Here is a 25,410-nt window from a genome sequence, read left to right on the forward strand (position 1 = left end):
TTGTGACTGATGTGTGGGTGGTCGACGGGTTCCAGGGCGGCGCGAGGCCGGGTGTTATGTGCAAGCTCGACAGGAGGTATCGAGTGAACGGGTAGTGCACCTGAGCGTGAACGTGTCCGTGCGTACAGCGTCTCGTCGGTGCACTACCTGTCGAACTCGCACATCACACAGCCGCCAGGGCCGTGCCACCACCAACCCCGATCACCCAGCCGCCACACAACACCCACACCTCCGGCACGAGACCGGATATCCCCTGGTGTTGTGGCTTCTCCCCTCGCATACCAACAGAGAAGCCACAACACCGACGGATATCCCCTCGTATGCGGGAGCTCTCGTCGCGCGTGCGGTGCATGCGGTGCGGTGGTGGGGGCTGGAGATCGGGGCGGGTGGGTGGGGTGGGTCAGCGCCTACGGCGCCACGGGCCGGTGATCGCGTAGGTGATGCCGGGGCTGTAGACGTTGAAGAACATCGTGCGGCCGTCGGCCGAGAAGCCGGCGCCGGCCAGTTCGCCGTACTCCGGGTCCTCCGGGGTGCCGTTGTTCACCCGGTTGCGGGCGAACTTGAACACCTGACCGTCCTCCGTGGTGCCGAGGATGTGCTGCTCGCCGAGCCCGTCCTCGCACATCATCAGCCCGCCGTACGGCGACATCGTGATGTTGTCGGGGGCATCGAACTCGGGGTCGTCCGAGCCGGGCGACGGCCGGGTGAAGATCACCTCGAGGCGCAGGGTCTTCTTCCGCGGGTCGAACCGCCAGACCTGGCCGTCGTGGTTCACCTTCGGGCCGAGCTCGGTCCGCGCGAACGACGAGACGAAGTACACGCAGCGGTCCCGGGTCCCCCACCAGCAGCCTTCGAGCTTGTAGCCGCCGGTGATCGGCTTGGCGTAGTCCTGCGCCCGGACCGACTCGGTCGTCGCCAGCGGATCCGGCACCTTCACCCATTGCACGCCGTGGAACAGCGTGCCGGCCTCCTGGACCACCGACAGGTCGGGCAGGTCCGGAATGTGCATCGCCTGCAGCTCGCCACCGGCGCGCAGCGAGCCCCAGCCGCCGCGCGGGCGGTTCGGCAGGAACCGGTAGAAGCCGCCGAGCGGCGCGACGAACGCGTCCTCGGTCTCGTACACGATCCCGGTCGCCGGATCGATGGCGACCGCCTCGTGCTGGAATCGGCCCATCTGGGTCAGCGCGAACGGCTGGACGTTGCGGCGGTCGTCGTACGGGTCGACCTCGAAGATGAAGCCGTGGTCCTTGATGTAGCCGCTCTGACCGGCCTTGAGTTCGGTCTCCTCGCAGGTCAGCCAGGTCCGCCACGGGGTGATGCCACCGGAGCAGTTGATCGCCGTACCGCCGAGGCTGACGAACTCCCGCGTCGCCGCGTTGTGCCGGTTCACGACCAGCGTGCTGGTGCCGCCGGCACCAGCCGGGTCGTAGGTCCGCTCGGCCGGGGCGACGACCTTGATGGCCGCGGTCGGACTGCACTCGTGGTTGCGGACCAGCCGGGCACCGCCGTCGCGGTCCGCGAACGCGCCCATGCCGTCGAACCGGCTGGGGGTCTGCAGCCCGTCGGGCCGAACGGTGCCCTCGCGGGACAGGATCTTGTAGCTGAACCCGCGCGGCAGGTCGAGCATGCCGTCCGGGTCCTCGATCAGCGGGCCGTAGCCGATCTTCGGGCCGGACGTGCCGAGCGCGGGCTGGGCGGTGTACAGCGCCTCCACCGAGCCCGCGACGCTGACCGCGACACCGGCCGCGGCAGCTCGGGTGACGAACTGCCGCCGGGACAGGGGATTCTCGTGAACGGACACGGGTGGGGCCTCCTCGTGGGCGTAAGGATCTGCCGGTCACCGGTGAACATACGGTGAACGGCAGACGCCTACAAGATGAACCTCCGTGTCGCTACTGGTAGCAGGGCTTGGTGAAGTCGTGCGCCTTCGCCGTCTTGCCGGTGAAGAAGTCGCGTTCCACCTTGACGCCGGTCGGCGCCGTCGGGTCCACCTTCGAGATGATGCTGGAGCGGAAGACGCGCTCGTTCGGCTCGCCGTTGAAGCGGCCCGCCTCAGCCGGCAGCATCCCTTCGTAGTCCACGGTCTGCAGTGACTTCACCGCGGCCAGCAGCCCGGCCCGGGTGAGGTCCTTGGACTCGACCGCCTTCTGCAGCGCGGCCTTCAGCGGGTACGACCAGACCCAGCCGGCTGTGTAGCCGTCGTTCGGCGCAGCCTTGAAGGTCGCCTGGTCGATCGACGCGGCCAGCGCCTTGTGCCCCGGGGTGTCGGTGCCGTACGGCGCCCACGGTCCGGACTGCCGGTAGAGCGCGGTCAGTGCGGGCGCGGCCGGACTCTTCAGCAGGGCCGGGTTCCAGGTCGGGCTGGTGCCGATGAACGGGCTCTTGAAACCGTTCTGCGCGGCGCCGCCGACGATGGTCGCCGCCTCGGTCGGGCCGGTGGTCAGGATGACCAGATCGGGTTTGGCCGCGAGCAGTTTCTGGATCGCCGCACCCTGGTTCTCCTGCCCGGGCGCTGTGGGGATGTCGGTGAACTTCAGCCCGTTGGCCTCGGCCGCGATCTTCGTCCCGGCCGCGGCGTCGTCGCCGTAGTCACCCGGGAAGTGCACCGCTGCGACGCTCTTCGGCTTCAGCGTCTCGACCGCGAAGTCGACCGAGTTCATCGACTCGAAGCAGTAGTTCGTGCCCGACTCCAGGATCACGTCCTCGAACGCCCACGCCGAGGTCCAGGACGCCGGTACGCCGATCATCCCGCTGGCCTTCAGGTCGCCGAGGATCGCGGCTGTGGTCGGCGAGCCGAGGGTCTGGGCCAGCCCCAGGACGTCGGGCTTGATCTCGGCGTACACCTCGTTGTGGATCTGCGGGTTGTACTTGTTGTCCTTGGTGTACTTCGACACGTCGACCTCGTACGCCCCGATCCCGCCGGCCTTGTTGACCCGCTGCCAGAACGCCTTCTGGCTCTCGGTGATCGGTACGCCGAGCGCCTTGAACGGGCCCTCGGTCAGGTCCGAGATCGAGCCGAGGTAGATGCAGCCCTTGGTCTTGTCGACCGCGGCCGGGCACGGCTCGGCGGTGACCCCGACGTCGAACTTGACGCCCGATCCGCCCTGCTGCGTCTCCGGGGCGTCGTTCCGGCACCCCACCAGCACAGCCATCGCCGCGACCAGCGCGACAGCGATTCCCCTCCGAATGCTCATCGATACTCCTTAGTGCGAGAACGGCCAGGATTTCCAATAGGTGCGGAGCCGGATCCAGATCCCGAACAGCCCTCGCGGTTCGAAGATCAGGAAGGCGATGATCAGCAGGCCGTAGAGGATCGTCTCGACCTGGAAGACCGTGATCCCACCGGCCGCCGAACTGCTGCTGATGAACGGCAGCACGGCCGGAAGCTCGCGGGTGATCCGCGGCAGCAGGGTGATGAACAGCGCGCCGAGCACCGAGCCCGAGATGGTGGCGACCCCTCCGATCAGCACCATCGCGATGTACTGCACCGACATGCCGAGGTTGAACGACCCCGGCTCGACGAAGCCGATCATCACGTACAGCAGCGCGCCCGCGACGCCGGCGTAGAACGACGACACCGCGAACGCGATCATCTTGTAGCGGGTCACGTCGACCCCGATCACCTCGGCGGCCAGGTCCCGGTCCCGGACCGCGGCCAGCGCCCGGCCGATCCGGGAGCGGACCAGGTTCCGGGCCAGTACGCCGAAGATCACCAGCAGCACGAGCATCAGCAGGTACAGCTTCTGCGCTTTGGTGAACATCGACCCGTCCACCGCGAACTGGATCCCGAACAACTCCGGTACGGCGGCCGGACGGCCGACCCCGACTCCCCCGGTGAGATCGCGCCAATGCTTGAACACGTGCTCCCCGATGAACACCAGGCCGAGCGTCACCACCGCCAGGTACAGCCCGCGCAACCGGGCCGCCAGCGGCGCGACGATCAACCCGGCGAGTCCCGCGACCAGCCCGGCCGCGAGCAACCAGATCGGCAGTGAGGTGATCCCGAACCCGATCAGCCGCGTGCTGTCCGGATCGCCCGACAACGCCGCCGCCGTATAGGCGCCGATGGCAAGGAAGAACGCGTGCCCGAGTGACACCTGCCCGGCGTACCCGGTGACGAGGTTCAGCCCGATCGCCCCGATCGACGCCACACACGCAGTCGCCAGTACGACGAGCAGGTCGTCGGTCAGCAGGAACGGCAACGACACCGCCGCGATCCCGAGCACCGACGTCCAGAACCGCTTCCCCGGCGTGTTCAGCAAAGCCGTGTCCTGCTGGTAGGACAGGTAGAGCAGTGGTCGACTCATATCCGCTCCACCTCGCGAGTGCCGAAGAGGCCGTAGGGTCTGACGAGCAGGACGAGGAGCATCAGCAGGTACGGGACGACGAGGAAGAAGTCGCCGCCGAAAGCCGGATGCAGGTTGTCGCCGTAGCTGCCGACCAGCGCCTCGATCACGCCGACCGTCAGGCCCGCGATCACTGCGCCGCCAAGGGAATCCAGGCCGCCGAGGATGATCACCGGCAGTGCCTTGAGCGCGGTCAGCCAGAGGTTCTGCTCGAGGCCGATGCCGGTCGAGAGGAACACCCCGGCCAGCCCGGCGAGTGCGGCCGCGAGCGCCCAGGACAACGAGAACACTCGCCCTACTGACACTCCCTGCGCGAGCGCGACCTCTTGATCCGACGATGCCGCCCGCATCGCCAGACCGGTGCGCGACCAGCGGTAGAACGCGAACAGCGCAGCCACCACGATCAGGGTCGTCACGAGCGTGGCGAGATGCCGCTGGTCGATCTTGGCACCCAGTACGTCGACCTGCCGCAGGCCCCACGGATCACCCATCTGCCGGATGTCCAGGCCGATGAACGAGTTCACCACCGTCCGGATCACGATGTCGACGCCGAGGGTGATGATCGCGATCACGAACACCGGCTTGCCGATCATCGGCCGCAACGCCAGCCGTTCCACGCCGGCGCCGAGCAGCCCGGTCAGCAGCAGCGCGACCAGGACGGCGACGAAGAAGTTCATCGACAGCACCAGATAGCCGACCAAGAGCGCGCCGGCCATCATGAACGCCGGCTGGGCGAAGCTGATCACCCGCATGGACTTGTAGACGATCACGAACCCCAGCGCCAGCAGGGCGTAGATCGACCCGTTGCCGAGACCGCGGACCACCGTGGCGACGAACTCGTTCACCTGACACCCCCGGCGTACATGGACTCGACCAGGCCGGCGAACGCCGACTCGACGGCCGTACGTTTGACCTTCTGGGTCGCGGTCAGCTCGCCGTCCTCGTGATCCAGCACCTTCGGCAGCAGCCGGAACGACCGCACCTGCTCGACGGTGGCGAACCGTTCGTTGACCTCGTCGACGACTCCCTGCACGAGCCCGATCACCTCGGGCTTCGCGGACAGGTCGCCGTACGTCGAGTACGGCAGGCGATGGACCTGCGCCCAGTGCCCGACCGTATCCGGCTCGATGCCGATCAACGCGGTGAGGAACTTGCGCCGGTCGCCGATCACCACGGCTTCCTTGATGTACGGCGACGCTTTCAGGGCGTTCTCGAGTTCCGACGGGGCGACGTTCTTGCCGCCCGCGGTGATGATGATGTCCTTCATCCGGTCGGTGATGCGCAGATGCGTACCGTCGACCCACTCCCCCACGTCGCCGGTGTGCAGCCAGCCGTCCGGGTCGACCACCTTCGCGGTCGCCGCCGGGTCGTGCCAGTAGCCGGCGAACGTCCCCGGATGCCGGGTGAGGATCTCGCCGGTGCTCTCGTCGATCCGCACCTCGACGCCCTTGTGCGGCTCGCCGACCGTGCCGACCTTGACCCGGCCCGGACGGTTGGCGGTGGCCACCGCGGTGTTCTCGGTCATGCCGTACACCTCGTGCATCGGCAGGCCGAGTCCCATGAAGAACCGCAGTACCTCGGGTGCGATCGGTGCGGCGCCACAGGCGGCGTACCGGACCTTGCGCAGGCCGACGCGATCCTTCAGCGCGCGGTAGCAGAACAGCCAGCCGACCGCGTAGACCGCCCGCGAGGCGGCGGTATGACGTCCGCCGTTGGCCGCGAGAACGCCGCCGATCCAGTCGGCACGGCGCAACCAATAGCCGCAGACCACGCGCTTGACCGGATCCGCGGACTCGATCCGGATCTGCACACCGGCCGCGATCTTCTCCCAGATCCGGGGTACGCCGAACAGGACGGTCGGCTGTACCTCGTGCAGGTTGCTCGCGACGGTCTCGATCGACTCGGCGAAGTGCACGCAGACGCCGGCTCCGGCGCCGAACCAGCCGCTGAAGATCCGCTCGGCGACATGGCACAACGGCAGGTAGGACAGCACGCTGTCACGCGGTGACGGCGGCGGTGCGGTGAAGCCGCCGCGCTCGACCAGCTCCTGGATGGCGAAGTCGACGTTCGCGCCGGTGAGCATCACGCCCTTCGGCGGCCCGGTGGTCCCGGAGGTGTAGATCAGCGTCACCACGTCGTCCGGGCGGGCGTCGATCATGCGCTGCGCCACGGCGTTCGGATGGGCCTCGCGGTGCTCGGTGCCGAGGGCAAGGAAGTCGGGCCAGGCGATCAGCCGCGGGTCGTCGTACCGGTAGCGGATGCCGCGCGGTTCGACGTACACGATGTGCCGCAGGTCGGGCAGGTCGTCGACCGCGAGCGCCTTGTCGACCTGCTCCTGGTCCTCCGCGATCAGCACCTTCGCGCCCGAGTGCCGGAGCAGGTAGCCGACCTCGGCGACCGGGTTGGTCGGGTAGAGACCGACGGTGGCGGCGCGGACGGCGACCGTGCCGACATCGGTGTAGAGCCACTCGCGCCGGTTCTCCGAGTGGATCGCGACCCGGTCTCCGGGTTCGATGCCGAGGGCAATCAGCGCGTGCCCGACCAGCTCGGCGGTGTCCCAGTACTGCCGCCAGCTGACCTGCTGCCAGATGCCCAGATCCTTTTCCCGCAAGGCGATCCCGCCGGCTGTCTTCCTGGCCCGCTCGCGGACCCGAGTGGCGATCGTACTCATGGCATCACCCGGTGTTCCTCGCCCAGGTAGGCGCGGACCACGTCGGGATCGGTCGCCACCTCCCGCGGCGTGCCGGTGCGGATCGGCTTGCCGAAGTCGATCACCATGATCCGGTCGGCCAGATCCATCACCAGGCCCATGTCGTGCTCGACCATCACCATCGGCAGCCCGAGTTCGTCGCGGATGTCGAGGATGAACCGGGCCATGTCCTCGGTCTCCTCCAGGTTCATCCCGGCGACCGGTTCGTCCAGCAGTAACAGCTTCGGCTCGGACGCGAGCGCGCGGCCCAGTTCGACCCGCTTCTGTACGCCGTACGGCAGCAGGCCGACCGGGAGCCGCCGCCACGGGGCGAGCTCGAGGAAGTCGACGATCTCCTCGACGGCGAGCCGGTTCGCGAGCTCGTTGCGCCGGGCCTTACCGAGCCACGCGAACGCCGAGAGGACGCCGTACGGGTGATGGAGGTGCCGGCCGAGCATCAGGTTGTCGAGCACGGTGAGGTTGGAGAACAGCTCGATGTTCTGGAAGGTCCGGGCGACGCCCAGGCGCGCGATCGCGTGCGGCCGGCGGCCGATCAGGTCCTCGTCGCCGAACCGGACGGTCCCCTGTTGCGGGCGGTAGACGCCGGAGAGGACGTTGAAGATCGAGGTCTTGCCGGCGCCGTTCGGCCCGATCACCGCGAACAGCTCGCCCGCGTTCACGGTGAAGCTCACGCCGTTGAGCGCCGTCACCCCGTCGAATCCGAGGACGACATCCTCGAACGTGAGCACCGGCGTCGCTTCCTCGGTGCGCTCACTCTGCCGAGCCTCCGTCGCGGTCACGACAGCCAACGCTTCCGGCGGCGGTAGTGCTTGACGTCGCGGAAGGACTTCACCGAGCCTTCGGCGCCGAGGCCGAGATAGAACTCGCGAACGTCGCCGTCGGCAAGCAATTCCGCGGCGGGTTTGTCCATCACCATCGCGCCGTTCTCCAGCACGTAACCGTGTTCGGCGATCGACAACGCCATCGCCGCGTTCTGCTCGACCAGCAGAACCGTCGTACCGTCCTGGTTGATCTGCACGATCACGTCGCGGATCTGCTGGACGATCATCGGCGCCAGGCCGAGACTCGGCTCGTCCAGCAGCAGGTACTTCGGGTCCGACATCAGCGCCCGGCCGATGGCCAGCATCTGCTGCTCACCGCCGGACAGGTAGCCGGCGAGCTTGCGGCGCCGGTCGGCCAGCACCGGGAACAGCTGATAGGTCCGGTCCAGGTTGGCCTTGATCGAGCGCGGGCTGACGTGCCCGCCGATCCGCAGGTTCTCCTCGACGGTGAGGTCGGCCAGGATGCGCCGGCCCTCCATGACCTGTTTGATGCCCAGGGCAGCGATCCGGCTGGCGCCGTACGTGTGGATCGGCTCGCCGTCGAGGGTGATCGACCCGCGCCGGACCGCGCCGTCATGGACGTCGAGCAGGCCGGAGAACGCGCGCAGCAGGGTGGACTTGCCGGCGCCGTTCGCCCCGAGCAGGGCCACGATCCGGCCCTGTGGAACCTCGAGGCCGACGCCCCGCAGCACCAGCATCACATCGTCGTAGACGACCTCGAGATTCTTCGCCGCCAGCACTCGGCCCCCTTGGTGGAGGTTCCCCAACCAGCATCTTGGCGAGTGAGTGTGACAGCACCGGTGGCGACTTTGAAGTCCTCGCAGCCCGGAAATCGGACACCGCTGCGCAACCGTGACCGATCGTCAGGGGTGAAACCAGTTACGCAACTGGTATTACAACGAACGAACCCAGTTGGCGAGCAGCTCGGCGCCCGCGTCGCCGGACTTCTCCGGGTGGAACTGGGTGGCGGTGAGCGGGCCGTTCTCGACGGCGGCGACGAAGCGGTCGGCGCCGTACGTCGTCCACGTGACCAGCGGGGCGACCGACTCGCGGGCGTCCAGCAGCTGCCACTCGCGAACGCCGTACGAATGGACGAAGTAGAAGCGTTCCTTCTCGATACCGTCGAACAGCTTCGTGCCGGCCGGTACGTCGACGGTGTTCCAGCCCATGTGCGGGACCGGCTGGTCGTCCTTCGGCTGCAGGCGCTCGACGGTGCCGGGCCACTGTTCGCAGCCCTCGGTCTCGACGCCGTGCTCGATGCCGCGGGCGAACAGGATCTGCATACCCACGCAGATCCCGAGCACCGGGCGGCCACCGGTCAGCCGACGGTCGACCGCGACGTCGCCGCGGACCGCCTTCAGACCGGTCATGCAGGCCTCGAAAGCACCCACGCCCGGCACGAGCAGGCCGTCCGCGTTGCAGGCCGCGTCGAAGTCGGAGGTCACCGTGACGTCGGCGCCGACGCGTTGCAGCGCCCGCTCCCCCGACCGGATGTTGCCCGATCCATAGTCGAGCAGGACGACCTTCTTGCTCACAGGGCGCCCTTGGTGGACGGGATGCCCGGCTGCCGCGGGTCCAGTTCGGCGGCGGCGCGGAGAGCCCGGGCGAACGCCTTGAACTGCGCCTCGACGATGTGGTGCGGGTCGCGGCCCGACAGCACCCGGATGTGGATGCAGATCGCGGCGTTGAACGCGAGCGTCTCGAACACGTGCTGGGTCAGCGAACCGGCATAGTCGCCGCCGATGATCGCGTACACCTGGCCGTCCGGCTCGCCTGTGTGCACGCAGTACGGGCGCCCGGACAGGTCGACCGTGCAGTGCACGAGCGCCTCGTCTAGCGGCACGGTCGCGTCGCCGAACCTTCTGATCCCGCGTTTGTCGCCCAGCGCTTCCTTCAAAGCCTGGCCGATGCCGATCGCGGTGTCCTCGACCGTGTGGTGCGCGTCGATCTCCAGGTCGCCGACCGTGTTCACGTGCAGGTCGAGCAGCGCGTGCTTGGCGAGCGCGTTGAGCATGTGGTCGTAGAACCCGACCCCCGTCGAGATGTCCGCCCGGCCCTCGCCGTCGATGTTCAGCTCGACCAGGACCTTGGACTCACTCGTCTCCCGGTCGATCCGCGCCGTACGCCTCATGCACGTCCTCGCTTCGCTGCGGGCGCACAAGAGCCGTACGACGCGCTGTGCCTATTGATGAGTTCGCTTCGCTCACTCATGTGTCAGCCTTCCAGTGTCAGTCTTGAGAACGCGCTCCAGCGAAGCGCGGAACGCGGCCATCTCGTCGCCGGTGCCGATCGAGACCCGCAGCCAGCCGTCCGGACCGGTCTCCCGGATCAGTACGCCGTCGTCCAGCAACGCCTGCCAGACCGCGTGCCGATCCGCGAACGTGCCGAACAGGACGAAGTTCGCATCCGAGTCGACCGCCCGCAATCCCAACGACCGCAGCCAGTCGACGGTCTCGTCCCGCTCGACCCGGAGCTGCTCGACCCGGCCGAGCAGCTCGTCGGAGTGCTGCAACGCCGCCCGCGCGACCGCCTGGGTCACCGCGGACAGGTGGTACGGCAGGCGAACGATCCGCAGCGCGTCCACGAACTGCTTGCTCGCGGCAAGGTATCCGACCCGCCCGCCGGCCATCGCGAACGCCTTCGACATCGTCCGCGCGACAGCGAGATTCGGGTACGACGGCAACAAACTGACCGCACTGGGCGTCCCGGCCCGCCGGAACTCGGCGTACGCCTCGTCGACCACGACCACCGCGCCTTGTGCGGCGGCCTGCGCGACGATCGCCTCGGTCACGTCGATCGGCAGCGCCGTCCCGGTCGGGTTGTTCGGCGAGGCGAGCAGGACCACCGACGGGCGGTGCCGGGAGATCGCCGCGAGCGCCTTGCTCTTGTCCAGTGTGAAGTCCTCGGCGCGGCGGCCGGCGACCCACGCGGTGTTCGTGTCCCGCGCGTACTCCGGATACATCGAGTACGTCGGCGCGAACGAGAGCGCCGTACGACCGGGGCCGCCGAAGGCCTGCAGGATGTGCAGCATCACCTCGTTGGACCCGTTCGCCGCCCAGAGCTGCTCCGGCTCGAGGTGCGCGCCGGACTCACGCGCCAGGTACGCCGCGAGGTCCGCACGCAATCCGATGAACTCGCGGTCCGGGTAGCGGTTCATGCCACGGGCGGCCACGGTGACCGCAGCCGCGATGTCGGCGACGGTCGCCTCGCTCGCCGGGTACGGGTTCTCGTTGACGTTCAGGAGGACCGGGACGTCGAGCTGCGGGGCGCCGTACGGTTCGAAGCTCTTGAGCTCCTCGCGGATCGGCAGCCCGTCGAAGCGGCCCATCACCGCTCCCCTGGGAATCGGACGGACACCGCGGCGCCGTGGGCAGGCAGGTCCTCGGCGTGAGCCAGCGTGACGACGTGCGCGGCGACCGCCTGCAACGCGTCGCGCGAGTAGTTGATCACGTGCACGGCCTTCAGGAAGCTGCGCACGGACAGGCCGGACGAGTGGCAGGCGCAACCGGCCGTCGGGAGGACGTGGTTCGAGCCCGCACAGTAGTCGCCGAGCGACACCGGCGACCAGCCGCCGACGAAGATCGCGCCGGCGTTGGTGATCAGGTCGGCCCGCTCCTCGGCGTCCGCGGTCTGGAGCTCAAGGTGCTCGGCGGCGTACGCGTCGACCACCGCGGTGCCCTGCTCGAGGTCGTCGACCAGTACGACGGCCGACTGCTGACCGTTCAGAGCCTCCGTCACGCGGTCCTGGTGCTTGGTCTGCGCGACCTGACCCGGCAGCTCGGCCTCGACCGCGGCGGCCAAGGCTTCGGACGGTGTCACCAGCACGCTGGCGGCCATCGGGTCGTGCTCGGCCTGGCTGATCAGGTCGGCGACGACGTGCTTGGGGTCGGCGGTGTCGTCGGCGAGGATCGCGATCTCCGTCGGGCCGGCCTCGGAGTCGATGCCGACCTCACCCAGCAGGAACCGCTTGGCGGCGACCACGTAGATGTTGCCCGGTCCCGTGATCAGGTTGACCTTCTTGCAGCCGTCAAAGCCGTAAGCGAATCCGGCGATCGCCTGCGCGCCGCCCATTGCGTAGACCTCTTCGATCCCGAGCAGCGCACATACCGCGAGCACCGTCGGGTGTGGCAGGCCGCCGAACTCCTTCTGCGGCGGCGAAGCAACAGCAAGGGACGGTACGCCGGCCACCTGAGCCGGAACGACGTTCATCAGGACGCTCGATGCAAGCGGCGCCCGGCCGCCTGGCACGTACAGGCCCACGCGCTGGACCGGGACGAACCGCTGGGTCACCCGCCCGCCGGGCGCGGGCTCGGAGGCGATGTCGGCGGTGAGCTCGTCCTGGCTGACCTCGCGGACCCGGCGGATCGATTCCTCGAAGGCGCTGCGCACCTCCGGGTCGAGCTCCTCGAGCGCGGTCTTCAGCGCCTCGGCCGGGACCCGGATGTCCTCGACGCGCACATGGTCGAACTTCTCGCCGTACTCCCGGATCGCCTCGAGGCCGCGATGGCGGACGTCCAGGCAGATGGGTCGGACGACGTCGAGAGCCTTCTCGACGTCGAACACGGCTCGGGGAACGAGGGCATTCACTTCGGCTTGGAGGTCGGAGACCTCTCCGGCCGCCACTCGGCCCCGCAGGTCGACGCGGCGAATCATGGCGCCAGTCTAGTGGCGCGACCCGGCCTGCTCCGCGCCCTATCCACAGGTCGGCCGCCGGCGACGCCGTACCGGCGCGGTCACCGGCCGTGATCAGGGGTTGTGTCCACTAGGCTCATTGGCATGGACTCCCGCCTGCCGTTGCTCACTGTCGACACGGTGATCTTTCCCGGCCTGGTGGTCTCGATTCCGGTGACCGATGTCCAGGGCCGCGCGGTGGTCCGCGACCTGGTCGAGAACGGCGGCGAGCTGGTCTGCGGTGCGCTCGCGGTCCGGGACGGATACGAGCTGGGTGAGCGGGTGTTCCGGTCGCTGTACGGGACCGGCTGCGCGGCAACGATCTCCGAGATCGCGCTGGACGCGGACGACGACGGACCGGTCGAGGTGACGCTGACCGGGAACCGGCGGTTCAAGGTGAGCGAGCTGGACGGCGGCGGCGACTACCTGGTCGCGGATGTGGAGTGGCTGCCCGACGACCTCGGCGACGACCCGCTCGGTACGGCGACGATTGCGCTCGAGAGGTTCCGCAAGTACGCCGAGGCGGTCAGCGAGATCAGTCGCCCCGGCCTCCACCTCGGCGATCTCCCCGACGACCCCGGCACGCTGTCGTACCTGATGTCGGCGGCAATGAAACTCATGACCCCCGACCGCCAGAAGCTCCTCGAAGCCGCCGACGTCACCACACGGCTCGTCCAGCTCGTCGCCCTCATCGACACCGAACTCGCCGCGATCAGCGCCCTTCCGTCCCTCCCCGCCACCGACCTCATCGCCTGGTCCGCCCTCTCCCCCAACTGACCTCGGCCTGCTTGCCCTACCGGATTGAATCCCACAGCGGTATGGTTGTGGTATGAGCAAGCAGATCACAGTCCGGCTGCCGGACGACCTGGTCGACTTCATGGACGAGCTCGTCGCGACCGACAAGGCGACGAGCCGGGCTTCCGTGGTCGCCCGGGCGATGGTGCGTGAGCGGCGCCGCGAACTGGCGGCCCGCGATCTCGCCATCCTGAACGAACACGGCGAGTACGCCGACCTCGAGGGCTTGGCCCCCGCGGCCGCGGGCACCGTGCTCAGCGACCTCGACTGAGTACGACGTCGTGCGTCCGCTGCACATCGCCCGGCTCGACAAACCCCGGCCGGTCGTCGTGCTGACCCGTGAACTGATCCGGCCGCGCCTCACCAACGTGACGGTCGCGCCGATCACCAGCACGATCCGTGGCCTGTCCACCGAGGTCCTGGTCGGGCCCGACAACGGCCTCGACCACCCGAGCGCGATCTCCTGCGACAACATCCAGACCATCCCGAAGGCGCAGCTCGGCCGCCTGATCGGGTACCTCCACCCCGACCAGGAACCTGCCCTGGCCGAAGCGATCAACCTGGCGTTCGACCTTGAGTTCTAACCCAGCTTGCTGATGTCGCGGACCGCGCCCTTGTCGGCGCTGGTCGCCATCGCGGCGTAGGCGCGCAGGGCAGTCGTGACCTTGCGGTCGCGGCTCTTCGGGGCGTAGACGCCGCCGAGCGCCGCCTCGCGTGCGGCCAGCTCGTCGTCGCCGACCAGCAGCTCGATCGACCGGTTCGGGATGTCGATCTTGATCCGGTCGCCGTCCTGGACCAGGGCGATCGTCCCGCCGGACGCCGCCTCGGGCGACACGTGCCCGATCGAGAGTCCCGACGTACCGCCGGAGAAGCGGCCGTCGGTGATCAGCGCGCAGACCTTGCCGAGACCGCGACCCTTGAGGAACGACGTCGGGTACAGCATCTCCTGCATGCCCGGGCCGCCCTTCGGGCCCTCGTACCGGATCACGACGACGTCGCCCGGCTGGACCTGCTTGGCCAGGATCTTCTCGACGGCTTCCTCCTGCGACTCACACACCACCGCAGGGCCCTCGAAGGTCCAGATCGACTCGTCCACACCGGCCGTCTTCACGACACAGCCGTCGACGGCCAGGTTGCCCTTCAGGACGCCGAGACCGCCGTCCTTGGAGTACGCGTGCTCGCGGTCCCGGATGCAGCCGTTCGCCGCGTCGTCGTCCAGCGTCTCCCACCGCTCCGACTGCGAGAACGCGGTGGCCGACCGCTTGCAGCCCGGCGCCGCATGCCACAGCTCGACGGCCTCCGGCGACGGCGATCCGCCGCGCAGGTCCCACGTCTTCAGCCACTCGTCGATCGAGTCGCTGTGCACGGTGTGGATGTCCTGGTTCAGCAGGCCGGCGCGGTGCAGCTCGCCGAGGATGGCCGGGATGCCGCCGGCGCGGTGCACGTCCTCCATGTAGTACGTGCCCTGGGGCGCGACGTTCGGCGCGACCTTCGCCAGGCACGGGACCCGGCGCGACACCGCGTTGATGTCGTCGAGGTCGAAGTCGACCTCCGCCTCCTGTGCGGCCGCGAGCAGGTGCAGGATCGTGTTGGTCGACCCGCCCATCGCGATGTCCAGGGCCATCGCGTTCTCGAACGCTTCCTTGGAGGCGACGTTCCGCGGCAGCACGGTGGCGTCGTCGTTGTCGTAGTACCGCTGGGTGATCCGTACGACGGTCTCGCCGGCCTTCTCGTACAGCGCGCGGCGGGCGGTGTGGGTGGCCAGCACGGAGCCGTTGCCCGGCAGCGAGAGGCCGATCGCCTCGGTCAGGCAGTTCATCGAGTTCGCGGTGAACATGCCGGAACAGGAACCGCAGGTCGGGCAGGCGTTCTCCTCGATCCGCAGGATGTCGGCGTCGGAGACGTTCTCGTTGACGGCCTCGGACATCGCGTCGATCAGGTCGAGCTTGCGGACCGTGCCGTCGACGAGCGTCGCGCGGCCGGCCTCCATCGGGCCGCCGGAGACGAACACGGTCGGGATGTTCAGCCGGAGCGCCGCCATCAGCATGCCGGGGGTGATCTTGTCGCAGTTCGAGATGCAGACGAGTGCGTCCGCGCAGTGCGCCTCGACCATGTACTCGACCGAGTCGGCGATCAGGTCCCGGGACGGCAGGCTGTAGAGCATGCCGCCGTGACCCATCGCGATCCCGTCGTCGACGGCGATCGTGTTGAACTCGCGGGCGATCCCGCCGGCCGCGTGGATCGCCTCGGACACGATCCGGCCGACCGGGGCCAGGTGCGTGTGGCCTGGGACGAACTCGGTGAAGCTGTTCGCCACCGCGATGATCGGCTTCCCGAAGTCCTCCCGGGCTACCCCGGAGGCCTGCATGAGCGCGCGGGCGCCCGCCATGTTGCGGCCGTGGGTGACTGTACGGGACCTGAGAGCGGGCACGACGGCATCTCCTTGCAGCTAGAAACGTACTCGTCGATCCTGCCACGCCCGTCCGGATGCCGGTACGCGGGTCCCGGATCGTGGAGGTACTGATTCTGTCGGTGGGCCGATCTAGCCTGTTCATATGGCTGAGACGGAGCCGGGAATCGAGTACAGCACGCGACCGCTGCACGCGGCGCTCCGTCCGTATGCGAGCGACGTCATCGGGTATGCGTACGACGCCGATCCCCCGGACCTGCACCGCGGCCTGCCCTCGCGCTACCTGACCGTCATCGTCACCCTCGACGAGCCGCTGGGCGTCGCGTGGCCGGGCGGTCCGGTGGAGAAGTACGACGCACTCGTCGGCGGGCTGCACTCGAGCGCCGTGGAGGTCGGCCAGACGCCGAGTCGCGCCGGTGTGCAGCTCAACCTCACTCCAGCCGCCGCGCGGGTGCTGCTCGGCCTGCCGCCGGGTGAGCTCGCGTCCGGGGTGCTCAGTCTCGACGAGCTGCTCGGGCGCCGGGCACGCGAGCTGACAGAGCGATTGCGGCAGGCAGCGACCTGGTCCGCACGCTTCGACGTGCTCGAGACGTGGCTGCTCCGGGAGCTCGGTCAGCGCCGGGCGGGCGCGATCCGCCCGGAGCTGGGGTGGGCGTGGCTGCGGCTGTGCGAGTCCAGCGGCGGCATCGGCGTACAGGAGCTGGCGAAGGAGGTGGGGTGGAGCCGGCGGCATCTCACCGATCGGTTCCGGTCCGAGTTCGGCCTGCCGCCGAAGGTCGCGGCCCGGGTGCTGCGCCTCGAGCTCGTCACCGCGACGCTCCGCCGCCGGCCGCACACCCGGCTGTCCGAACTGTCGGCCGCCGCCGGGTACGCCGATCAGGCGCACCTGACCCGTGAGTTCCGGGCGATCGCCGGCTGCTCGCCGCGCCAATGGATGATCGAGGAACTCCCGGCGCTACCAGCCGATTTCGCCCGTAATCCACAGGGCCCGGCGATCGCGCCAGCATCGTCGGCGCGATCTCATTAGACTCGCCGGGGTGAGTGACACGACCGAGCTGCCCGATTCCGAAGCTCTTCAGGTTCTCCGGCGGGTGTTCGGGTACGAATCCTTCCGCGGTGAGCAGGCCGACATCATCGACACCGTCGTCGCGGGCGGTGACGCGCTGGTGCTGATGCCGACCGGCGGCGGCAAGTCGCTGTGCTACCAGATCCCGTCGCTGGTCCGGTCCGGCGTCGGCGTGGTGATCTCGCCGCTGATCGCGTTGATGCAGGACCAGGTGGACGCGCTGACCGCGCTCGGCGTACGGGCGGGATTCCTGAACTCCACGCAGGACTTCGAGCAGCGGCGTGAGGTCGAGCAGGCGTTCCTGGCCGGCGAGCTCGACCTGCTGTACCTGGCGCCCGAGCGGTTGCGGGTCGAGGCGACCGTGCGGCTCCTCGACCAGGGCAAGATCGCACTGTTCGCGATCGACGAGGCGCACTGTGTGTCGCAGTGGGGCCACGACTTCCGGCCCGACTACCTGATGCTGTCCGAGCTGCACGAGCGCTGGCCCGACGTACCACGGATCGCGTTGACCGCGACGGCGACCGAGGCGACGCATCAGGAGATCGCGACCCGGCTGAAGCTGGACGAGGCGAAGCACTTCGTCGCGAGCTTCGACCGGCCGAACATCCAGTACCGGATCGTCCCGAAGGACAACCCGCAGCGGCAGCTGCTCGACCTGCTCCGCACCGAGCACGCCGGCGACGCGGGCATCGTGTACTGCCTGTCCCGCAACAGCGTCGAGAAGACCGCAGCCTTCCTGACCCAGAACGGGATCGAAGCCGTGCCGTACCACGCGGGCCTGGACAGCCGGACGCGCTCGACCAACCAGGCGCGGTTCCTGCGCGAGGACGGGCTGGTCGTGGTGGCGACGATCGCGTTCGGGATGGGGATCGACAAACCGGACGTCCGGTTCGTCGCGCATCTCGATCTGCCGAAGTCGGTCGAGGGCTACTACCAGGAGACCGGTCGTGCGGGGCGGGACGGACTGCCCTCGACCGCGTGGCTGGCCTATGGGCTGCAGGACGTCGTACAGCAGCGGAAGATGATCGACACGTCCGAGGGCGACCTCGCGCATCGGCGGCGGCTGGGTTCGCATCTCGACGCGATGCTCGCGCTGTGCGAGACCGTGCAGTGCCGTCGGTCGCAGTTGCTGGCGTACTTCGGTCAGCAGGGCGACGCGTGCGGGAACTGCGACACCTGCCTGACGCCGCCGGAGTCGTGGGACGGGACGATCGCGGCGCAGAAGCTGCTGTCGACGGTTTATCGGCTGCAGCACGAGCGCGGGCAGAAGTTCGGCGCCGGGCAACTGGTCGACATCCTGCTCGGCAAGGAGACCGACAAGGTCAAGCAGCTCCGGCACCACGAGCTGACGGTGTTCGGGATCGGCACCGAGTTGAAGGACACCGAATGGCGCGGGGTGGTCCGGCAGTTGCTGGCGCTGCGGTTGCTGGCGGTCGAGGGTGACTACGGCACGCTCGTGCTGACCGAGGAGAGCGGCGAGGTGCTCGGCCGGCGGCGCGAGGTGATGATGCGCCGGGAGCCCGAGCGGGTCCGGTCGTCGAGCAGGTCGTCGGGCGGGAAGAAGGCGGCGGCCGATCTGCCACCGGAGGCGGCGCCGGTGTTCGAGCGGTTGCGCGCGTGGCGGGCGGCCGTGGCCAAGGAGCAGGGCGTTCCGGCGTACGTCATCTTCCACGACGCGACGCTGCGGCAGATCGCCACCGACCAGCCGTCGTCGCTGGCCGAGCTGGGCACGATCAGCGGCATCGGCGAGAACAAGCTGACCAAGTACGGCGAGGGCGTGCTGGAGACTCTGGCCGCTGAGTGATGTCGAATCGCGCTGCCGGTCTTCGACGCCTTGGCACAGGGTGCGGACCATCCGTGCCCGCGAGACTGGGAGAACGACCATGTCTTCATCCGTGCTGTTGATGTCGATGTCCGCCGACGGCTACATCGCCGGTCCGGACGACCGGCCCGGCAACCCCGGCGGCGACGACTTCATGCGGTTGCACGAGTGGTACCTGGACGCGGACGGCGAGGTGGGCCGCCCGGACGGCGAGCCCGGCGAGATCTGGGACGAGTTCAACGCCACGGGCGCGGTCCTGGTCGGCCGTCGTACGGCGGAGCAGGTCGACTACTACGGCGGCGACCATCACGGCGTACCGATCTTCGTTCTCAGCCGCGACCCGTCTCCGGTCGACTACGAGAACGTCCACGTCGTGGGTGACATCGAGACCGCGATGGCGCAGGCCAAGGCGGCGGCCGGTGACAAGGACGTCCTGGTCCACGGCGCGGTCACCGCACAACTGGCGCTGGCGGCCGGTGTCCTCGACGAGCTGCAGATCAGCCAGGTGCCGGTCCTGTTCGGCAGCGGTCTGCGACTCTTCGACGTACTCCCCGACCGCGTCGAACTCGAGATCGTCCGCGTGATCGACACCCCGCGAGCGACCCACCTCCGCTACCGGGTCCGCCGCTGATCAGCTGAGGAGCGGCTGCAGTGCGGTGAGGAGTTCGGTCATCGTGGTGTCGACGTGTTTGTTGCCATCGGCAAGGAGCAGGGAGACCGCGAGCTTCTTGGCCGGGATCACGATCAGCAGGCTGGAGTGATCGGGCATGTCACCGCGATGACCGTACGCCGGGTCGATGCCGAACTGCTGCGAGAACAGCATCGTGCCCAATCCGTACCCGCCCTCGCCGCTCGTCATATCCGCGACCAGCTCGGGCGGCAGCACGCGGCCGCCGTACAACTCGTAGCCCCAACGGGCGACCGTCGGGGCGTCGGCGGCGAGGCCCGCGTTCGCGGCGGACAGGCTGGCGATCGCTCGGCACGGGAGGTAGCCGTCCGGCTTGCCGCACACCGGGTTGGCGTCGGCGACCGCCGGAGCCTGTGGCTTCTCCGCGTCCTGGAAGGCCGCGTGCTGCAGATCGGCCGGCGTCGCGAGGTCCCGGCGAAGCACGGTGGCGAGCGGCTGCCCGGTGACCTTTTCGATCAGCATGCCGAGCAGGACATAGCTCGGATTGCTGTAGTTGTACGGGCTGTTGGGCGCCCCAACGGGTGCGGTGTCGTAGGACAGCGCCTGCTCGGGGGTCCAGTGTTTGCTGGGCGCGGCGGCGATGGCCTTGTCCAGGTGGGCGTAGTCCGCGGGCAGGTAGTTCGGTACGCCTGAGGTCATCGAGAGGTGCTGGCGAACGGTTGCGTTGTTCGCGGTCAGCTTGTGCTTCACGTACGTCGACAGCGGGGCATCGAGATCGACCTTCTTCGCCTTCGCGAGCAGCATGACCTCGGACGCGACGAACGTCTTGGTGATACTCGCGACCGCCATGCTCGACGTCGGCACCACCTTCGTACCGCGCGCGTCGACCCCGGCGGCGCCCGACCAGGTCCACCGATCGGTGACGACCGCGGCGGTCACACCGCGCGCACCCGACTCGATGTCCGGCATCGAGACGACCTTCTCGAGCACATCCTGCAGGACCTTCGCCTTCGCCGGATCCAGCGTGCCCGTTCCCGGGTCGGGGAAACTCGCAGCGGCCGGCGTCACCCTAGGCGCCTCTTCTCCCCCGCCGCCAGAACAAGCCACCAACCCCAGCACCAGTAGCACGGCCGCCCCAGTTCTCACCATCTGCTGATGATGGCACCGGCACAGACCACAACGCCGTACCCGATCGGGCAGTCCTACGGCGTCCAGCTGACCGAGCCGGCCAGGGTGGCGAAGTCCTGGAGGAGACGGGAGCGGCGGGTCGCGATCCACGCCAGGCAGACCGTGTTCGGGGCGAGGTTGTCGACCGGGACCGTGACGACGTCGGGACGCTGGTAGAAGGTCGCGACGGACAGCGGGATGATCGAGACGCCGCGGCCGGCGGCGACGTGTTCGAGTTTCTCCTCGACGCTGCGCAGGACGGGGACCGGCTTCGCCGTCCGGGTGCGGAGCTCGACGGCGATGTCGCGCCATTCCGGTACGGCGTCCGGGTCCTGCAGCAGGTGCTCGTCGGCGAGGTCGGTGATGTCGATGACGGGCTTGCCGGCCAGGCGATGATCGGCCGGCAGCGTGGCGACCCGCGGCTCGTCGAACAGCGGGCGAACGGTCAGCCCGGCCTGATCGATCGGCAGCCGGACGATGCTCACGTCCACCCGTCCGTCGTGCAGTACGTCGACCTGGTCGTCCCACGTGGTCCGGATCAGCTCGATCTCGAGGTCGGGATGCGCTTGGCCGAACCCGCGCACCGCCTCGGTCACCGTCAGGCCCGGCATGAAGCCGATCGTGAACGTCTTCGAGCCACGCGCCGCGAGCGCGACCCTGCGCCGAGTGGCGTCCGCGGCGGCCAACAGCGGGCGGGCGTCGTCGAGCAACTGGCGACCGGCCGCCGTCAGTTCGGTGGCTCGCTTGGTGCGCACGAACAACTGCGCCCGTAGCTCGTCCTCGAGCGCGCGGATCTGCCGCGACAGCACCGGCTGCGCGATGTGCAGCCGCTCGGCCGCGCGCCCGAAGTGCAGTTCCTCGGCGACGGCCACGAAGTACCGAAGCTTGCGGAGATCGACATCCATAATACCTTCAGGGTATTACAGCGACCGGAACAGGTCTTGGACGCCGGTCCCCGGACGGCCGCATCGTGGAAAGCGAAATCCCCACCACGAAAGGCAGTTCCGTGACTCTGCAGGACCAACGCGTCGTCGTCCTCGGTGGTACGTCGGGCATCGGGCTCGCGACCGCTCAACTCGCCGCCGCCCAGGGCGCGACCGTGATCGTTGCCTCCAGCAACCCCGACTCGGTGCAGCGGGCGCTCGCAACCCTCCCCGACTCGGCGACCGGCGCGGCCGTCGACCTCACCGACTCCGCTGCTGTGGCGGCGTTCTTCACCGGTCTCGATCCGTTCGACCACCTGGTCTTCACGGCAGGGGAAGCCCTGACGTTGCTCGAGGTCGGCACGATGGACCTCGCCCAGGCCCGTGCCGCCTTCGAGTTGCGGTACTTCGGCGCGCTCGGTGCGGTGAGTGCCGCCGTACCGAGGCTCCGTCCGGGCGGTTCCGTCGTACTCACGACCGGCGCCGCCGCGGACCGGCCCGGCGCCGGCTGGTCGGTCGCCTCGAGTATCTGCGGCGCGGTGGACTCCCTCGTCCGGGCCCTCGCCGTCGAACTCGCCCCGCTCCGCGTCAACGCCGTCAAACCCGGTGTCGTCCGTACGCCGTTGTGGCGCGGCGCCCTCGAGTACGACGAGACCGCCCGCCACCTGCCCGTCCAACGCGTCGGCGAACCCGAGGACATCGCCGCCGCCTACGTCTACCTGATGAACCAGCCGTACGCGACCGGCTCCATCGTCACCGTCGACGGCGGACACGTCCTCGTCTGAGTCAGGCCTGCGAGATGTAGAGACGGTTCCCGTCGGGGTCGCGGAGGCTGAACATCGGCGGGACGCCCGGCCACTCCAGCAGTTCGTCGGTGTCGACGCCGGCGCCGAGGAAGTGCTGGTGGGCCGCCTTGGCGTCCGGGCTGGCCATCCGGATGCCGGTGTCGACGCCGGCCGGGTTGCCCGCACTCGCGGGGACGAGCGCGATACTCCCCGCCGATCCAGACGACCCTGCCGGAGCGACCACGATCCACCGCCCACCGAGCTGCGGCAACGGCGCATCCATCAGCACCTCGAACCCCAACGTCTCGGTGTAGAACGCCACCGCCCGGTCCTGATCGCTCACCGGAACGCCGACCGTCCTGATCTCGCTGATGTGGTTCATGCTGATTCTCCTTCTCGTGAAGAGGTGCTTTCACTCAGGAGGTAGAACCCGATCCGCGCTTTTCGACATCACCCGCAGAATCCTCGCGCAGAGTTGTCCGGCTCTCCTGTCCGCGGTCACCACCGTCGCTGCACGGCTGCCCCCGCCTGTGCGGTCTCACGCCGAGTCGTGGCGTTTGGTTGCCGCTCGAGAGCGCGAGTCGTGGATCGAGGCTGCGTTTGACCGCCAAATCCCACGACTCGACGGACATCGGTGCCTGCGCCACGGTCGCTTGAGGGACGCGGCCGGCCTTCGCCAAACTCGTCTCCGTCGAGGGCGTCGGGCACTGGATCCACAGAGAAGCCCCGGACGCCTGTGGTCAGGCGGTCCGGGGCTTCTTCGGTGATGTGATTACTTCGCGACGACCCGCAGGCTGATTTCTGCCTCTCCGTCGCCGGTGGAGCGGGTGACGATGCCGGCCGAGCGGAGCGCGGCCAGGTCCTTGTCGTCGGAGAACCGGTCGCTGACCGAGCCGGCCGCCTCGAAGTCGACGTACCCGATCATCACCGCGCCCTTGGTGTCGGGCAGCGCCTGCTTGAAGTTCTCAGTCTGGCCGAGGTTGCCGCCCTTCAGCACCTGCTCGGCGTAGTCCTTGCTGGTCGAGACGACAAGCGTGTCGTCGTCCTTCGCGGTCTCGATCGGGATGTTGGCCGACGAACGCTCGCGGAGCAGCGTGGTCAGCTTCTGCACCACCGGCTCGGCCTTCGACGGGTCGGTCTCCATCCGGGCCGCGATCTTCGGGCCGTCCGCGGTGTCCTTGTCGATCGAGACCGACAGGTTCTTGCCCGCGAGGGTCTTCAGGTCGTCCGGCAACTTCAGGCCGGTCTCCTGGGCGATCTCGTCGATCATCGGCTGGAGCTTGTCGCCGCCCGCCTTCTGCACCTGCGCCCAGGCGGTGTCGATCAGGTTCTCGCCACCGGAGATCGCAATCGCGCCCGCCGTACCGTCCGGCAGCTTCGTGACCAGGTCACCGGCGTCGGCATTACCCACCTTGACGCTCTTGTCGCCGTGCGCGATGCCCTTCAGCTCGACGTACGACGCGTCGAACCGTAGCGCCACTGCCGCGCTGGCGTCACCCAGACCGGCGATCTGACCGGAGTCGACCTTGCCGCTGATCGAGGCCAGGCCCTTCGCGTCCGCCCAGCCCGAGATGAAGCCCTGCTCGCCGAGCTTGTCCATGTCCGCGCTGAACTTGGCGTTCTTGCTCAGCGGGTTGTCCTTCGCCGCGGCGATCGCCGAGTCGACGGTCGCCTGATCCTCGGACAGCAGCATGTAGCCGTTGCTGAACGCACGACCGGGCTTCTCGTCCTCGTTCGCCAGCAGCTTGTCCATGCCCTTGGTCGCGGCGTCCTCGTCCTTGATCTGGACCGCGACCACCGGGACCGGCTCGTCCTTGCCCTCGGCCGGCGGCAGCGCGGCGAAACCGGCGCGGTCACCCAGCCACGGCTTGATGTCCTTGTCGTAGTCGACCGCGGCGAGGTCGTCGCCGGCGGACTTCTTGATCTGCTCGAACAGCTTCTGCTTCAGGTCGTCCTGGTCACTGGTGAGGCCCAGGTTGTCCTTCACCGACGGGAACTTCATCATGAACCGGATCGCCGCGACCTTCTGGCCGGCGGACGGGTTCAGGTCCACGCGGACGTACCCGACCGCGGTGCCCGGCAACACGTCGGACGGCTGCTTACCACCGCCGCCGAGCTTGCCGTAGGCAAAGATGCCGCCGCCCGCGACCACCAGCACCATCGCCAGCGCGGCGATGATCGGGATCAGCTTGCCGCGCTTCTTCTTCGGCTCCGGCTGCCACTGCTGCGGACCGCCGTACCCGGGCCCCTGCGGCGGCTGCCCGCCGACATGCATCTGCTCGTACGACGCCTGACCCGGCTGACTCGGCTCGCCCGGCTGCCCGTATCCACCCTGGCCGTACGGCGCACCGCCGTACTGCGGGCCGCCCTGCTGCGGGCCACCGTACTGCTGGCCCTGCTGTGGGTGTTGCTGCGGGTAACCCTGCTGACCCGGCTGCGGGCCCTGGGGACCGCGCTGCAGGCCAGGCTGCTGACCCTGCTGGGGCCAGGGGTTCTGGCCCTGCGGGTTCTGACCCTGCGGCGGGCCGTACTGCGGCTGCTGACCACCGGCACCTGGGTACGTGGGTGGTTGGTTCTGGTCGGACATATGCTCCCTCGCTGGCTCCGGTGGCCTCACCGCCGGACCTACAAAGGCTAGTGGAGCGGCGGTCCAGGTTCCGACGCAGCAGGTTGCGAACTGGTTGCAACCGGGTCCGCCCGCCAGGTCGTGGCTGCGATGATCGCGCACGCCAACGCGGCGCCGACCAGCCAAGAGGCCGCAGGAGTCCAGGTGTGCAGCTCCAGCGGGGCCGAGACCAGATCCCCCGGGTGAGCCGCCCGCAGCCGCGGCTCGAGCGGGTCGTGCCCGAGCAGCATCCCGACACCCCACGACACTCCGGCGCCAAGACACGCACCCAGCGTGACGATCGCGACCGACCACGGGCCGTAGTTACGCAGCCACCAGAACAACGCGGCGCCGAGCACCACAGCCGCCACGAACCCGATCGCGGTGAAGGTCCCGTCCGGCCCGAAGATCCGGGTCATCTGCTCCTCGCCCAGCGCGCCACCCTGCTCGTCCACGGTGTACTGCGCCAACGGCGAGAACTGCTGCCACCCCCACCCAGCCACCACACCGGCGACCAGAAACACCACCACAGTCACCAGAACCGCCTTGGCCCACGGCAACCGCGGCTCCTCGACGACCGGCGCACCGAACGGGGTGTACGACGGCGCCGCCAGGTACGGCGACGACTGAGACGACTCCGGTTGACTCACGACGCCAGTGT

At 68.8% G+C, this 25,410-nt stretch carries 24 protein-coding genes; 7 read left to right on the top strand and 17 right to left on the bottom strand.

Going from position 1 to position 25,410, the window contains the following annotated elements; translation table 11 throughout:
* Positions 1-400 precede the first annotated feature (400 nt).
* The 11 genes from ACLJOO_RS14900 to hisD form a co-directional block, all read right to left on the bottom strand.
* Positions 401-1,801, bottom strand: coding sequence for an alkaline phosphatase PhoX (locus tag ACLJOO_RS14900; RefSeq protein ID WP_410787678.1), 1,401 nt, complete (start codon positions 1,799-1,801; stop codon positions 401-403).
* Positions 1,802-1,892: 91 nt separating this feature from the next.
* Positions 1,893-3,194, bottom strand: a complete 1,302-nt coding sequence (locus ACLJOO_RS14905) for an ABC transporter substrate-binding protein (RefSeq protein WP_410787680.1) — start codon at positions 3,192-3,194, stop codon at positions 1,893-1,895.
* Between the two features lie 9 nt (positions 3,195-3,203).
* Positions 3,204-4,307: a branched-chain amino acid ABC transporter permease gene (locus ACLJOO_RS14910; protein ID WP_410787681.1), complete on the bottom strand. Its 1,104-nt coding sequence runs from the start codon at positions 4,305-4,307 to the stop codon at positions 3,204-3,206.
* Entirely contained in the window at positions 4,304-5,191 is an 888-nt protein-coding gene (locus ACLJOO_RS14915; protein ID WP_410787682.1) for a branched-chain amino acid ABC transporter permease, read from the bottom strand. Before ACLJOO_RS14915 ends, ACLJOO_RS14910 begins: the two co-directional genes overlap by 4 nt.
* Entirely contained in the window at positions 5,188-7,017 is a 1,830-nt protein-coding gene (locus ACLJOO_RS14920) for an AMP-dependent synthetase/ligase (RefSeq protein ID WP_410787683.1), read from the bottom strand. The genes ACLJOO_RS14915 and ACLJOO_RS14920 overlap by 4 nt, the downstream gene beginning before the upstream one ends.
* Positions 7,014-7,835 (bottom strand): ABC transporter ATP-binding protein, encoded by an 822-nt coding sequence (locus tag ACLJOO_RS14925; protein ID WP_410787684.1) that lies wholly within the window; start codon positions 7,833-7,835, stop codon positions 7,014-7,016. The genes ACLJOO_RS14920 and ACLJOO_RS14925 overlap by 4 nt, the downstream gene beginning before the upstream one ends.
* Positions 7,832-8,617 carry an ABC transporter ATP-binding protein gene (locus tag ACLJOO_RS14930; RefSeq protein ID WP_410787685.1) on the bottom strand — a complete coding sequence of 262 codons (786 nt, stop codon included), beginning with the start codon at positions 8,615-8,617 and terminating at the stop codon, positions 7,832-7,834. The genes ACLJOO_RS14925 and ACLJOO_RS14930 overlap by 4 nt, the downstream gene beginning before the upstream one ends.
* 153 nt (positions 8,618-8,770) lie before the next feature.
* Positions 8,771-9,412, bottom strand: coding sequence for an imidazole glycerol phosphate synthase subunit HisH (hisH, locus tag ACLJOO_RS14935; protein ID WP_410787686.1), 642 nt, complete (start codon positions 9,410-9,412; stop codon positions 8,771-8,773).
* Positions 9,409-10,008, bottom strand: coding sequence for an imidazoleglycerol-phosphate dehydratase HisB (gene hisB, locus ACLJOO_RS14940; protein ID WP_410787687.1), 600 nt, complete (start codon positions 10,006-10,008; stop codon positions 9,409-9,411). The genes hisH and hisB overlap by 4 nt, the downstream gene beginning before the upstream one ends.
* Positions 10,009-10,080: 72 nt before the next feature.
* The gene (locus ACLJOO_RS14945; protein ID WP_410787688.1) at positions 10,081-11,205 is read right to left on the bottom strand and encodes a histidinol-phosphate transaminase; all 1,125 of its coding nucleotides are present in this window, start codon (positions 11,203-11,205) and stop codon (positions 10,081-10,083) included.
* Positions 11,205-12,530, bottom strand: a complete 1,326-nt coding sequence (gene hisD, locus ACLJOO_RS14950) for a histidinol dehydrogenase (protein WP_410787689.1) — start codon at positions 12,528-12,530, stop codon at positions 11,205-11,207. The genes ACLJOO_RS14945 and hisD overlap by 1 nt, the downstream gene beginning before the upstream one ends.
* Positions 12,531-12,653: 123 nt before the next feature.
* Between hisD and ACLJOO_RS14955 the strand changes: the two genes are divergently transcribed.
* From ACLJOO_RS14955 to ACLJOO_RS14965, 3 genes are read left to right on the top strand one after another with little or no spacing between them, the layout of a single operon-like run.
* Positions 12,654-13,325: an LON peptidase substrate-binding domain-containing protein gene (locus ACLJOO_RS14955; protein ID WP_410787690.1), complete on the top strand. Its 672-nt coding sequence runs from the start codon at positions 12,654-12,656 to the stop codon at positions 13,323-13,325.
* Between the two features lie 52 nt (positions 13,326-13,377).
* Positions 13,378-13,614 carry a ribbon-helix-helix domain-containing protein gene (locus ACLJOO_RS14960; RefSeq protein WP_130379807.1) on the top strand — a complete coding sequence of 79 codons (237 nt, stop codon included), beginning with the start codon at positions 13,378-13,380 and terminating at the stop codon, positions 13,612-13,614.
* Positions 13,615-13,624: 10 nt separating this feature from the next.
* Positions 13,625-13,927 (top strand): type II toxin-antitoxin system PemK/MazF family toxin, encoded by a 303-nt coding sequence (locus ACLJOO_RS14965; protein ID WP_131288663.1) that lies wholly within the window; start codon positions 13,625-13,627, stop codon positions 13,925-13,927.
* Here the strand turns inward: ACLJOO_RS14965 and ilvD are convergent.
* Positions 13,924-15,774: a dihydroxy-acid dehydratase gene (gene ilvD / locus ACLJOO_RS14970; protein WP_410787691.1), complete on the bottom strand. Its 1,851-nt coding sequence runs from the start codon at positions 15,772-15,774 to the stop codon at positions 13,924-13,926. The genes ACLJOO_RS14965 and ilvD overlap by 4 nt on opposite strands.
* A gap of 124 nt (positions 15,775-15,898) precedes the next feature.
* Between ilvD and ACLJOO_RS14975 the strand changes: the two genes are divergently transcribed.
* The 3 genes from ACLJOO_RS14975 to ACLJOO_RS14985 all read left to right on the top strand — a co-directional run bounded on the left by ACLJOO_RS14975 (position 15,899) and on the right by ACLJOO_RS14985 (position 19,272).
* On the top strand, positions 15,899-16,780 hold the full coding sequence (locus ACLJOO_RS14975; protein ID WP_410787693.1) for a helix-turn-helix domain-containing protein: 882 nt from the start codon (positions 15,899-15,901) through the stop codon (positions 16,778-16,780).
* Positions 16,781-16,790: 10 nt separating this feature from the next.
* Entirely contained in the window at positions 16,791-18,623 is a 1,833-nt protein-coding gene (recQ, locus tag ACLJOO_RS14980) for a DNA helicase RecQ (RefSeq protein ID WP_410787694.1), read from the top strand.
* A 79-nt stretch (positions 18,624-18,702) separates the two neighbouring features.
* Entirely contained in the window at positions 18,703-19,272 is a 570-nt protein-coding gene (locus ACLJOO_RS14985; RefSeq protein ID WP_410787695.1) for a dihydrofolate reductase family protein, read from the top strand.
* Here the strand turns inward: ACLJOO_RS14985 and ACLJOO_RS14990 are convergent, their stop codons facing one another.
* Together ACLJOO_RS14990 and ACLJOO_RS14995 are read right to left on the bottom strand one after the other, a co-directional pair.
* Positions 19,273-20,337, bottom strand: coding sequence for a serine hydrolase domain-containing protein (locus ACLJOO_RS14990; protein ID WP_410787696.1), 1,065 nt, complete (start codon positions 20,335-20,337; stop codon positions 19,273-19,275). It lies immediately after the preceding gene.
* 134 nt (positions 20,338-20,471) lie between these two features.
* Positions 20,472-21,341, bottom strand: a complete 870-nt coding sequence (locus tag ACLJOO_RS14995; RefSeq protein WP_410787697.1) for a LysR family transcriptional regulator — start codon at positions 21,339-21,341, stop codon at positions 20,472-20,474.
* A gap of 101 nt (positions 21,342-21,442) precedes the next feature.
* On the opposite strand from ACLJOO_RS14995, the gene ACLJOO_RS15000 reads away from it, so the two are divergent.
* On the top strand, positions 21,443-22,144 hold the full coding sequence (locus tag ACLJOO_RS15000) for an SDR family oxidoreductase (protein ID WP_410787699.1): 702 nt from the start codon (positions 21,443-21,445) through the stop codon (positions 22,142-22,144).
* A 1-nt stretch (position 22,145) separates the two neighbouring features.
* Here ACLJOO_RS15000 and ACLJOO_RS15005 read toward each other — a convergent pair whose 3' ends face one another.
* From ACLJOO_RS15005 to ACLJOO_RS15015, 3 genes are all read right to left on the bottom strand, one after another.
* The gene (locus ACLJOO_RS15005; RefSeq protein ID WP_410787700.1) at positions 22,146-22,526 is read right to left on the bottom strand and encodes a VOC family protein; all 381 of its coding nucleotides are present in this window, start codon (positions 22,524-22,526) and stop codon (positions 22,146-22,148) included.
* A 390-nt stretch (positions 22,527-22,916) separates the two neighbouring features.
* Positions 22,917-24,731, bottom strand: a complete 1,815-nt coding sequence (locus tag ACLJOO_RS15010; protein ID WP_410787701.1) for a DUF3352 domain-containing protein — start codon at positions 24,729-24,731, stop codon at positions 22,917-22,919.
* Positions 24,732-24,778: 47 nt separating this feature from the next.
* The gene (locus ACLJOO_RS15015) at positions 24,779-25,399 is read right to left on the bottom strand and encodes a hypothetical protein (protein WP_410787702.1); all 621 of its coding nucleotides are present in this window, start codon (positions 25,397-25,399) and stop codon (positions 24,779-24,781) included.
* Positions 25,400-25,410: the final 11 nt, after the last annotated feature.

Source organism: Kribbella sp. C-35 (genome assembly GCF_046549195.1).
In the GTDB taxonomy this organism is placed as follows: Bacteria; Actinomycetota; Actinomycetes; order Propionibacteriales; family Kribbellaceae; genus Kribbella.